The organism is Candidatus Avedoeria danica, assembly GCA_016703025.1.
GTDB lineage: Bacteria > Chloroflexota > Anaerolineae > Epilineales > Epilineaceae > Avedoeria > Avedoeria danica.
The window spans coordinates 2,459,418-2,470,954 of the sequence record JADJCV010000004.1; the positions used below are offsets into that span (position 1 = coordinate 2,459,418).

The window sequence follows — 11,537 nt, forward strand, 5'->3', positions numbered from 1 at the left end:
CGCTCAGTCGGTCGATTCGTCGGTCGGTTCGTTGGTCGGCTCGTCCGCCAGGTCAGCGGTCGGGGACGGTGCGGGCGGCACGGCGGCGATGACGACGCCTTCGGCGGTTCCGCTGCCGAGCTCAGCCTGGGTCCAGGCGTCGTACAGGACGACCTGGACGGCGTAGTCGTCGCCGGCGGGGAGGCCGGGCGGGAGGCGGAGCCAGCGGCGGTCCTCGACGGGTTGGCCGGCGGGCCAGGCGGTCGGCGGGTTGAAGCCGTAGCCGGGGACCTTGTCGTCCTGGATCGGGCTCTGGTCGTCCGCGCCGAGGACGGGCTTGCCGCGGCGCATGAGGCGCACGGATGTCTTCAGGTCGGCGGTGAGCGCGCGCTTGGCGCGCCACGTGAGGCGCACGGTGAACGCGTCGGCCGCCTGCGTCCAACGCACCTCGTCCAAGGCGACGGTCTCGGTGTCCAGGACGGGGGCGGCGGGCGGGGTGGCCGTGCGCTGGGCGGCGCGGACATGGACCGGGCCGAGGTAGACGGCGTCCAACGGGTGGCCGCTCGCGTTCACGGCCCGCACGTTCCGGCCGTCGGCGTCGGCGACGGTGAGGCGGACGAACCAGGCGCCGGCCGGCAGCTCGGCCGGCAGAGGCAGCGACGCCGCCACGGTCCCGGTCAGCGGCTCGCGCGTCGTCGACCAGTCCTCCGGGACGCCCAGTTGCGCCTCGGCCGGGCTGACGAGCGCCAGCGTCAGCGTGTCGCTCGTGGCCGGCGTCGACCACTCGAGCGACACGGCCAGCGTGCTGCCGGCGTCGATCGGCACGCCCGGATCGTCGTTCCCCTCGAACCGCGCCGCTTCGAGCCGGCTCCGGCCGAACGGCAGCCCGCCGGGGTTGTAGTGCGGGTACGGCATCCGGGCCCAGTCGAGCGTCACCGGCCCGTACTTGCCGCCGACGGGCAGGGCGCGGGCGATCAGCACCGCGGCGCCGACGGCGACGGCAACCGCGGTGCCCCGCTGCCCGAGCCGCAGCCGCCCGGCGGACGAGAGCCACAGCGTGAGCATCAGCACCAGGGCCGCCAGCGAGATCACCTCCGACCACGCCCGAATCGGTGTCCGCTGAAGGGACACGTTCACAACGTGGCGGCCGGGCGGCACGTCGACCGTCAGCCAGCCGCTGCCGTCGAGCGCACGCGTCTCGCGCGGCGGATCGCCGTCGATCGTCGCCAGCCAGCCCGGGAACCACAGGAGCGGCAGGGCGATCGTGGCCTCGTCCGCGCCGGCGACATCGAGCTGCCACGTCTGGCTGGCGACGCCGTCGTGGACCAGCGCCGCACCCACCTCCTCGCCATCCATCGCCCGCGGCCCGACGCGCACGCCGGCCACGCTGTGGACGCTCGAGGCGGGCTGCGGGTTGACGGCCCACGGCAGGTACTCGGCGCGGACGGTGGAGCCGATGTTGCCGCTGAAGAGCTCGAAAGTGTGCAGATCGGCCACGGTCGGCTGGCCGATCGGCAGGACCTCGGGGTCAAGCGCGGCCATGCCGCTGGCGGCCAGCGCGACGGACGCCGCCAGCGCCGCGGCAAAGCGCCACTGCGCGCGCGGCGCCGGCAACGCGCCGAGCGCGCCGGCCAGCATTGCCAGCGCGAGCGCCTGCACGTTCAGCCAACGCCACGGGAACTGCGCCCAGGCCAGCGGCTCGATCATCGCCCACAGCGGCCACGACACGGCGGTCGTCAGAAGCGTCGCGGCCAGCGCGGCGCCGACCCAGAAGCGCACTGCACCCCGCCGTGCCGACCTCCGCCAGGCGACGGCCGCGCCGAGGATCGCCAGCGCCAACAGGACGATGCCCGTCGTCGCCGGAACGCCGGCGGCGGTGTCGTAGCGGACCCACGGGCGCGGATCGAACACCGCCGGGCCGGCGACGAGCGAGCGCAGCAGCCCGCGCGCACCGCCGACATCGCCCCGCTCGCCGATCCATGCGCTGAGGTCGACGAGCGCGAGGAAGTGGTTGCGGTAGCTGAAGTAGCCGCTCGTGTTGCCGGCCAGCTGGACGGCGTGCTGCTCGAACACGGCCGGCACCCAGAACCACGCCGCAACACCGGCGCCGAGCACACCCGCGCCGACGACCGCCCCGGCAGGCGACGTGACGGCGCGCACGACGCGCCAGACGCGCAGTTCGACGCCGGCCAACAGCCCATCCGCCCACATCACCCACCCCGTTGGTGGGGGCACGGCATGCCGTGCCCCTACCAACGTCCAAGGTTCATCGACGGCTTCGGGTGGGTCGTTCGCGTCGACTGCCGCCGCGGCGCCACCGCGCAACACGCGCCGCCCCCACCAGCGCCAGACCGTGAACGCGACCACCAGCGGCGCAAACAGCAGCGCCGAGACGTTGTGGGCCAGCGGCAGCAGCGCCGTGACGAGCGCCAGGCGGGCCACGGAGCGGGCCGACGGCCGCAGGATGGCGCCGTCGATCGCCACGAGGAGCCACGGCGCGACGGCATACGCGGCCAGCTCGGCCAGGGCGTCGCCGCGGACGTACACGTTCAGGAGGTGGTAGGGCGCAAACGTGTAGGCGGCCGCGGCCACGACGCCCGCCGCCGCCGTGCCCCACGCGCTGCGGGCCAGGCGGTAGGCGCCGAGCGCAGCCAGCACGAAGCAGAGCGCCTGCGTGAGCTTGACGGCCCCGATGACGCCGCCGCCAAGGACGGCGACGGTGCCGGCGACGCCGTAGGCGAGCGGGGCGTAGTAGTTCCAGAAGGGATAGCCGAGGCCGTGCGCGGCGTCCGGCATCCAGCGCGCCGGGAAGTGCCCGCCGCGCAGCGCCACGGCCATCTCGAACACGCGCTGCAACAGGAACGGGCTGTCCCCTCCGGCGCGCGTGGCGACGATGCCTGGCGCCGCCAGCGCCGGCGCGACGGCCAGGAGGGCCAAGGCGACGACGAGCACCGGCGGCCCGTACGCGTCGATGGCGCCAACGACCGCGGCGGGCCGGGCACGCCGGAGGCGCTGGACGATCCATGCGGCGCGCGGCGTCACTGATCCGCGCCGTGCAGCTTGTCCGTCCAACCGCGCAGTCCGGCCACCGCGCCCGCGGCAAACGCCGCCAACGCCAGCGCGATGAGGCCGCTTTGGTCGATCAACCGCATGACCGGCGTGACGGTCACGGGCTCGTCGGCCAGCGATGCGCCCAGCGGCGTCGGGACGGGGCGCGCCTGGCCGAGGCCGTCCGCCGAGCCGGGGACGACGAACGCGCCGCTGTCCGTGATGCTCAAGCGCGCACCGAGGGCGCCTTGCGGCGCACGCGCCGTCGCCGCGGCCGCTGCGTCGACGGCCAGCGCCGTGCCGCGGAGGATCGCGACGATCGGATCGTCCGTCGGGCCGGGGCGGCGCGGGTCGACGGTGGGCGTCGGGCGGGGCGTGGCGGGCGGCGCGGCGCGCGCGGCAAAGGCGCTGCCGGCGACCCGCAGGCACGCGCCATCCCAGCGCGAGACCATGTGTCGCAGCTGCGCCAGCGGCTGGCCGCGCACGAAGAGCGTGACGCGCGGCCCCGGGCTGTTCACGTCGATCGCCAGCGGGATCCAGCGGTCGGTGACGGTGATGGGCTGGCTCCACGCCACGGTGGCGGCATGCGGGTCCGTTCCGCCCTGCGGGTCGAGGCCGAGCGTCGTGGCGTATGTGCCGGGCGGCGTCGAGACGAGCACCTGGTCGGCGCTGCTGGCCCAGGCGTACGCCCAGATCGAGGCCTGCACCTGGACGTCGGCCGGCACGCGGACCTGTTGCCAGAGGCCGCCGACGTGCGGGCTCACGTCGCTGCCGATCTCCTGGAGCCACATCCCGAACGGGACGTCCAGCAGCGCTTCGTCACCCCGCCGCGCGGTGATCGACGGCGCGGTGAGCCCGCCGGTGGCCGAGACGTCATACCACGGCGACCAACCGCGGCCGACGATCTCGTCGGGCCGGTCGCGGACGCTGAAGCCCGCCTCGAAGCCCGGGTTGACCAGCCGGTTGTCCGGGCAGCTCACGAACGGCGGACGGGCATCCTGCGCGGCCGCGTGGCGCGACGGCACGCCGAACCACGCGGCCGCCGCCATCGACGCGGCGACGGCGACGGCGAGGCGACGGTGGTCGCGCACGGGGTGGATGGGCTGGGCGGGGGGCATCGCCGGTAATATTACCCGCGGTCGGGCACGCTCTCCAGCAACCGCCCACTTTGGCGCTCGCCCGAACCGCGTTGACCCCGCCCGATCGAAGGACGTGCCCCTTGTCCCGCCGATTCGTCCGCTTCGCCACGGCTCTCACTTTCGCCCTCGCGCTCGTCGCGCCCGCGGCGCACGTCGCCCATGCGGACGGCGGGCCGAGCAACGCGCTGCTCATCATCGACCCGACGGACGCGGACAGTCTCTACCTGGGGCACGTCTACGCCGCGCGGCGGTCGATCCCGGCGGGCAACGTCCTCTACCTGCCGCCCGCGGCCGCCGACTACGCGTCGTGGGCGGCGTTCCAGCGGCACGCCGTGACCGGTACGCTGGCCGCGCGCGGGCTGGCGCATGTGGACCACATCGTCATCTCCCCGAGCAAGCGGTTCTTCATCCCGATGCCGACGAACCTCGTGAGCACCGGCTGCGGCGTCGTCAGCCGCATGAGCCTGTCGTCGGCCTATACGTTCCTGCCGGAAGCCGACGAGATCCTGGGGGGCAAGCTGAGCGATCAGGACCTGAACCGCTACCGCGGCGCGTGGCGGCGGCCGTCGGACGCGGTGGCGTTCGACAGCCGGACCCGGTGGTACAACGGCAAGCCTGCGACGTCGGGCGGCGCGCGGCGCTACTTCGTCGGCACGCTGCTCGGCTACCTGGGCGAGCGCGGGAACACGGTCGACGAGGTGGCGGCGATGATCGAGCGCTCGACGGCGGCGGACGGGACGCGGCCGGACGGGACGTTCTACTTCATGACGACGCCCGACGGTCTGCGCAGCTACCGCCGCGAGGACTTCCCGGCCGTGATCCAGGCGATCACGGACCTCGGCGGCAAGGCCGAGGCGCTCGACGGCGTCGTGCCCCTCGGCCGGCACGACGCGCTCGGCATCCTGACGGGCATCACCCACCCGGCTGTCGTCGGCGCCGACACGACGCTCCTGCCCGGCAGCTTCGCCGACCACCTGACGAGCTTCGCGGCCATGTACGACGAGGGCGGCCAGGAGAAGATGTCCAGCTGGATCACCGCCGGCGCCTCCGCCACGCTCGGCACCGTCGAGGAGCCGTGCACCGGCGGCAAGTTCCCGGACGCCGCACTTCACGCGTTCTACTTCGCCGGTCTGCCGCTGGGCGAGGCGATCTTCCGCAGCGTGCAGTGGTCCGCCTTCCAGAGCCTGTTCCTGGGCGATCCGCTGACCCGGCCGTTCACGCACGTGCCGACGGTCGACGTCGAGGGTTTGCCCGGCGGCACCGCGACGGTCAAGGGCATCGTTCCATTGACCGCTCGGGCGACGACGGCGGCGCCGGGGGGGACGATCGCGGCGTACACCCTGTACGTGGACGGCATCGCGATCGCCGCCGCGCGCGACGGGCGGTTCGCGCTGGACACGACGGCGCTGTTGGCCGAGGGGTGGCACGAGGTACGCATCACGGCGGTGGACGCGTCGCCGGTGCGGGCTGTCGGCGAGTGGCGGGGCGGCTCACCGTGGGCCATCGGGGCGGTCGCTCGAGCTTGTCGCCGACGTCGAGCGCGACGCCAACACGAATCCGAGAACGATGATCGCCCAAGTGTCGTTCAGCTGCCTGGTCACCGGAGAAGAACCGGTCGAGATCCGCGTCCTTCAGGACAGCCGGATCGTAGCACGTCGGAGCTCGCGCTCGCGCAACGATCCCTGCCGGCGACCTGGCTCGGCGCCGGGCCATCCAGCCTGCGCGCGGTGGCCGAGTACGCGGATGGCGGTGCCGCTGTGTCCCGCCCGGTACGCCTCGACATCCCGCCAAGCGCGGCCGCGCTTCCGGCCGGTGTCGCGCCGAATCGCGGTGCCCCGTTTGCGCTTGGCTACACGGTCGATGTCCGGCCCGGCCGGCCGCAGCTCATCGACGTCGTGGCGTGGGACAACGCGCTCCCGCCGGACCACATCGTCGTCGATGCGCCGCCCAGCCAATCGGACGTGCGGCAACTCGGCAACACGCTGCTCCTCCTCCCGCATCCGAGCGCGAAGGGCACCGACACGCTCGCCTTCCACGCCACGAACCCCGATGGGTGGCAGCGGCGACCAGGGCCGAGGACCATGCCAGACCACGCCCCGCCAACGCCCCCGATCTCCCCGTCCCTCCCGGCTTCCCCGACCCGTGCCGCCGCTGGATTCCCTTGCCCGGCAACGCCCGCGCCTGCCCCATCGCCTGCCGTAGGGCAGCCCAGGGCCCGTCCTTCCCGGGGCGGGCCCTTTGGCCGCCGATCCCTGACAGAGACCGCTTGCCCCCACGCCCCTACTCGATACACTCCCTCCATCCCATCCGCCGCGCCGCCCAGCCGGCGCGCCACGTGCGGAGGACGTACCCCCCAGTGAGCGACCGCCAAGCCCTCAAGAACTACCTCGTCGAAGAGTTCTACGACGATTACCGCGAAGGCGCGATCAGCCGCCGTACGTTCGTCCGGCGCGTCGCGTTCATCACCGGCAGCATGGCCGCGGCGATTCCGGTGCTGGCCGCCGTCGGCTGCACGCCCGACGAGCTGCCGGCCGCCACCGACCCGATACCCGACGCCGAGCCGACCACCATGGCCGCCGTCGCCACCGCCACCGGCGCCGCCACCGTTCAGCCGACCTCCAAGCCGCCGACCGACCCGCAGAGCCCGCTGTCCGTGGCCGCCGACGACCCGGCGGTCTCGGCCGCGGCGGTGGCGTTCGACAGCGGCGGGACGATGATCCAGGGCTACCTTGCCCGTCCCTCCGACTCGGCCGGTGCCGGCGGCCCGTACCCGGGTGTCCTGGTCTGCCATGAGAACCGCGGCCTGACCGCGCACATCGAGGACGTCACGCGCCGCTTCGCCAAGGCGGGCTACGTGGCGTTGGCGATCGACCTCCTGTCCCGCGAGGGCGGCACCGCGGGCGCGGACCGCGACAAGGTGCCGGCGCTGCTCACGGACGCCGGGCCGGAGCGCCACGTCGGCGACTTCCTGGCGGGCGCGGCCTTCCTCAAGTCCCAGCCGGACGTGGACATCGGCAAGCTCGTGATGACCGGCTACTGCTTCGGCGGCGGGATCACGTGGCGCGTGGCCACCAAGATGGCCGACCTGAAGGCAGCCGTCCCGTTCTACGGCCCCGCCCCCGACCTGGCCGAAGTGCCGAACATCAAGGCCGCCGTCCTGGGCGTGTACGCCGAGTTGGACGAGCGGATCGGCGCCGGCATCCCGGACCTCGAAGCGGCGCTGAAGGCCGCCGGAACAACGCACGAGATCAAGATCTACCCCGGCGTGAACCACGCCTTCCACAACGACACGGGCGATCGCTACGACGAGACGCAGGCGACGCAGGCGTGGAACGACACGCTGGCGTGGTTTGCGGCGCACATGTAGGGGCGACGCATGCGTCGCCCGCAGGCCACCCGCCCCATCAGGCCCCCGCCCTACGGCACCCGCCCGATCTCAACCGTCGCCCCATCCCCCATCCCATCCCCCACCCCATCGACCCGCCGCAGCGGCGAACCCGGGTCGTCCGCGTATAGCCCCACGACAATCCGCAATCCGCTTGCGCCCGGCGGCAACCGGAGCACGCGCTGGTCGACGACGACGTCACCGGTGCGCCAACGGCCCGCCGGGTAGACACCGTGGCCCAGCGGCGCATCGACGCTTGAGTCCACGCTGTTGCCCGCCGCATCCAACAAGTGGACGAAGAGCGTGGCCTCGCCGATCGTCGGCGGACCGTCGATGTGCCAGCGCGTCGTCACGCGGACGGCGCCCGGCGCCTCGGCCCACAGCGGCCAGGCGTCGCGCGCGGCGTTCGATCCGGAGGCCAGCGGGCCGGCGTCGACTGCCGCGCCGTCCAGGACGAGCCCATCGACGAACTGCGCGGTCGCCCCGTCGCCGGGACGCAGTTCGGGCGGGAGGCGCGGACCGAGCACACGCACAGCCAGCGGGCTCGCCCGCGCGGCCAGATCGCCCCGCTCCATGATCGGCGGCAGGAACGCCAGCTCGGCGCCATCGGCCGGCAGCTTGGCCCAGACCTCGTCCAGCCGCAGGCCGTACGGGACGATGTACGCCGCGCCGTCGTCGCCGTTGTCACCGCCGTCGCCGTCGCCGTCGTCACCGAACAGCACCGGATCATACGGGTCGGTCAGCGTCACGCGGTCGATCGGGATCAGGAACGGCACGCTGGCCCAGCCGTCGCGCAGGCGCCGGTCCAGCCACACTCGGCGACCTGCCTCGAGCGACGCGTTCACCTCGCGCGCCAGCGTCGTCGCCCCGCCGTCGAAGGCGTGATAGGCGCGCGGCCAGTGTGCGTGCAGCGAGCGGTCGAAGCTGTTCGCGCCACCGTTCGCATCCGGCACGACCGCCACCGTCCGTTCCGCCAGCGGATCCGCCGCCCGCCCCGCCTCCAACGCCCCGTCATAGCGCATCACGTCCCGCCCCTCGAGCGCCACCGCCAGCGCCACGAGCCCCCACGCCCCGCCCCGCCCAACGCCCCCCCACCGCCCGCCCGCCCAGCCGACGAGCACCGCGCCGCCAACGGCCGCCGCCCCGACGAGCGCAGGCAGCAGACCCACGGCGCGCAGGAAGTGCGGCGCGTCGGCCGCGAGGGCGGTCGGCAGGGCGAAGGCGAACGTGGCGGCGAGGAGGAGGGCGGCTGCGCGACGTCGGCGCGGAGGCGACGATGGACGCAGCCAGGTGAGCGTGACGGCGATGCCCAAGAGCCACAGCGCCGCCGCCAGCGGCCCGAACACCGGCCGGAACGGGATGTTATGTCGTGCGATACGATCACCGGCCACGAACACCAGCCCGGCCGTGCGGCCGAAGCTCGCGATCAGCGCGTCCGTCGTCGCCGAGACGCCGGCCGAACCGGCTCCGGACCCGCCTTCGCCCGCCACCGCCACCTGCGCCAGCCGCCCGACGAGCGCGCCGGGCGTGCGCGCCATCGCCACGGTGAGCGGCAGCGCGACGAACGCGGCGGCGCCGAGCCAGCGGGCGGCCGTCGCCCGAGCCGGCGCAGTGAACGCGAGGGCGACGGCGACCCCGACCGCCACGGGCAACGCCCGCGCCGCGGTGTACGTGTAGAGCGACAGCCCCGCCAGCGCCCCGCCGAACGCCACCCAGCGCCCATCCCGCCGGTCGATGCCGCGCAGCGTCGCCGCGCCCGACAGCGCCAGCACGGCCGGCAGCAGCCCGGCGCGCAGGCCCGTCCGGCCGAGGAGCGTCGCCCACGGCAGGGCGGCCGTCAGCGCCGCAGCGATCACGCCCGCCCGACGGCCGGCAAGGCGCGACGCGAGTGCGTACATCGCCGCGACGAGCACGACGCCGGCGGCCAGCGCGGGCAGGCGGACGGCCGCGATGAGCGGCAGGCGCGCCGTCGGCGCAACAGGCCCCATCGCCCACTCGCTCAGGCCCACGAGCCAGATGAACAGCGGCTCGCGCCCGTTGTTCGCCGCGTACCACAGCCGCGGACCGTCGACGAGCGCGGCGAGGCCGTCGAGGCCGTAGAACGCCTCGTCGCGGTAGAGGCCGGGCGGGAAAGCGTGCGTCGGGGCGCGGAGCGCGGCGGCGGCGAGAAGCGCGGCGGCGACGGCAAGGCGGGCGGGCCAATGGGTTCGCCAACGGGCGCGTGAAGAGGTACGCGAATCGGGGGAGGTCCGCATGGGCGGGCTATCGTATCATATCGGCGTGACCCCCATTGCCACCGCCGCCCAGATGCGCGCCATCGAGGCCGAGGCCGACCGGCGCGGGCATGCGTATGCGGCGATGATGGATCTGGCGGGGCGGGCGGTGGCACGCGAGGTCATGGGCTGGGCGGGCGACACCGGCACCCATCGCCCGACCGTCGTCGTCCTTTGCGGCCCCGGCAACAACGGCGGCGACGGGCTCGTCGCGGCCGCCGCCCTCGCCGATGCCGGCATGGCGGTGCGCGTCGTGACATGGCGGCGCGCGCCGGACGGGCGGGTAGCCGAGGCCCGGGCGCACAACGTGCCGGTCCTGGCGTTGGATGCGCGGCCCGACGACGCCCACGCCGACGCCGCTGACATCGCGCCATCCGATCTCGCCGGGACGGCGGTCGACGGCACCCTCTCCGGCACCCTCTCCGGCTGGCTGGCCGACGCCGACGTCGTCGTCGACGCCCTCCTCGGCACCGGCGCGCGGGGACCGCTCACCGGCGCCGTCGCCGATCTCCTCGCCCGCGTCGCCGCCGCCCAGCCGCGCTTCGTCGTCGCCGTCGACCTCCCGACGGGGCTCGACGCGGACAGCGGCGCGCTCGACGCCCACGCCCTCGCCGCCGACCTGACCGTGACGTTCGGCTGCGCCAAGCCCGGCCACGTGGCGTTCCCGGGCGCGGCGGCGGTCGGCCGACTGGTCGTGGACGGCATCGACATCGCGGACGACATCGTCCGTGCGTGCGCCGCGCCCCCGCTCGGCATCGTCACGGACGCGGACGTCGCCGGCTGGCTGCCGCCGCGCCCGCCGGACGCGCACAAGGGCACGTTCGGCCGGGCGCTCGTCGTCGCCGGGTCGCGTGCCTACCCGGGGGCCGCGGCGCTGGCAGCCGGCGGGGCATATCGCGCCGGCTGCGGGCTCGTGACCGTCGCCGCCACGGCCGAGGTGCGCGCCGCCGTCGCCGCCCACCTGCCCGAGGCCACCTTCCTCCCGCTGCCCGAGGTCCACGGCGGGATCTCGGCCGCGGCCGCCGAAGCGGTGCGCACCGCCTGGCTGGCTTACGACGCCGTGTTGATCGGTCCGGGCCTCAGCCGGGACAGGGGCGTGGCCGAGTTCGTCCGAGCGCTGCTGGACGGCCTGAGCGACCTGGTCGAGGATGCCCGGCCCGGCCGCGTCGTCGTCGACGCCGACGGCCTGAACCTCCTCGCCGACCACCCCGCCGGCCCGCGCGCGCTGCCGATCGGCGCCGTGCTCACGCCCCACCCGGGCGAGATGGCCCGCCTCACCGGCCTGACCGTTGCCGCCGTGAACGCCGACCGCGTGGCCGTGGCGCGCCGCTGGGCCGCCGCGTGGCGCCACGTCGTCGTCCTCAAGGGCGCCCACACCGTCGTCGCCGCGCCCGATGGCCGATGCGCCGTCGTCCCGATCGCCACTTCCGCCCTGGCCAAGGCCGGCACGGGCGACGTCCTCGCCGGCCTGATCGCCGGACTCCTGGCCGCCGGCGCGCCGCCGTTCGAGGCCGCCGCAGCCGCCGTTCACACCCACGCCTTGGCTGGCCTGCGCCTCGCCGCATCGCCGTCCGGCGCCCGCGCCGCCGTCGCCGGCGACCTCCTGGCCCACATCGGCCCTGTCTGGCGCGGGCTCGGCGACGCATCGCATGCCGCCCCTGCCCGTAGAACGACCGTCAGCGCCGGCTCGGCGCCACCCCCATCGGAGTGAAC

Annotated in this window: 6 protein-coding genes; 3 read left to right on the forward strand and 3 right to left on the reverse strand. The window is 74.8% G+C overall.

The genetic code is table 11. The features are described from left to right. Window positions 1–3: 3 nt before the first annotated feature. Both IPG72_12805 and IPG72_12810 read right to left on the reverse strand, forming a co-directional pair. On the reverse strand, window positions 4–3,021 hold the full coding sequence (locus tag IPG72_12805) for a hypothetical protein (GenBank protein MBK6769864.1): 3,018 nt from the start codon (window positions 3,019–3,021) through the stop codon (window positions 4–6). After that, entirely contained in the window at window positions 3,018–4,145 is a 1,128-nt protein-coding gene (locus IPG72_12810; protein MBK6769865.1) for a hypothetical protein, read from the reverse strand. The genes IPG72_12805 and IPG72_12810 overlap by 4 nt, the downstream gene beginning before the upstream one ends. A 101-nt stretch (window positions 4,146–4,246) precedes the next feature. Here IPG72_12810 and IPG72_12815 point away from each other — a divergent pair, with 101 nt between their 5' ends. Together IPG72_12815 and IPG72_12820 are read left to right on the forward strand one after the other, a co-directional pair. Further along, window positions 4,247–6,526: a hypothetical protein gene (locus IPG72_12815; GenBank protein MBK6769866.1), complete on the forward strand. Its 2,280-nt coding sequence runs from the start codon at window positions 4,247–4,249 to the stop codon at window positions 6,524–6,526. After that, window positions 6,523–7,533: a dienelactone hydrolase family protein gene (locus tag IPG72_12820; protein MBK6769867.1), complete on the forward strand. Its 1,011-nt coding sequence runs from the start codon at window positions 6,523–6,525 to the stop codon at window positions 7,531–7,533. Before IPG72_12815 ends, IPG72_12820 begins: the two co-directional genes overlap by 4 nt. Window positions 7,534–7,583: 50 nt before the next feature. On the opposite strand, the gene IPG72_12825 is transcribed toward IPG72_12820, so the two are convergent. Then, on the reverse strand, window positions 7,584–9,806 hold the full coding sequence (locus tag IPG72_12825; GenBank protein ID MBK6769868.1) for a glycosyltransferase family 39 protein: 2,223 nt from the start codon (window positions 9,804–9,806) through the stop codon (window positions 7,584–7,586). Between the two features lie 25 nt (window positions 9,807–9,831). On the opposite strand from IPG72_12825, the gene IPG72_12830 reads away from it, so the two are divergent. Further along, entirely contained in the window at window positions 9,832–11,535 is a 1,704-nt protein-coding gene (locus tag IPG72_12830) for an NAD(P)H-hydrate dehydratase (GenBank protein ID MBK6769869.1), read from the forward strand. The last annotated feature ends 2 nt before the right edge of the window (window positions 11,536–11,537 follow it).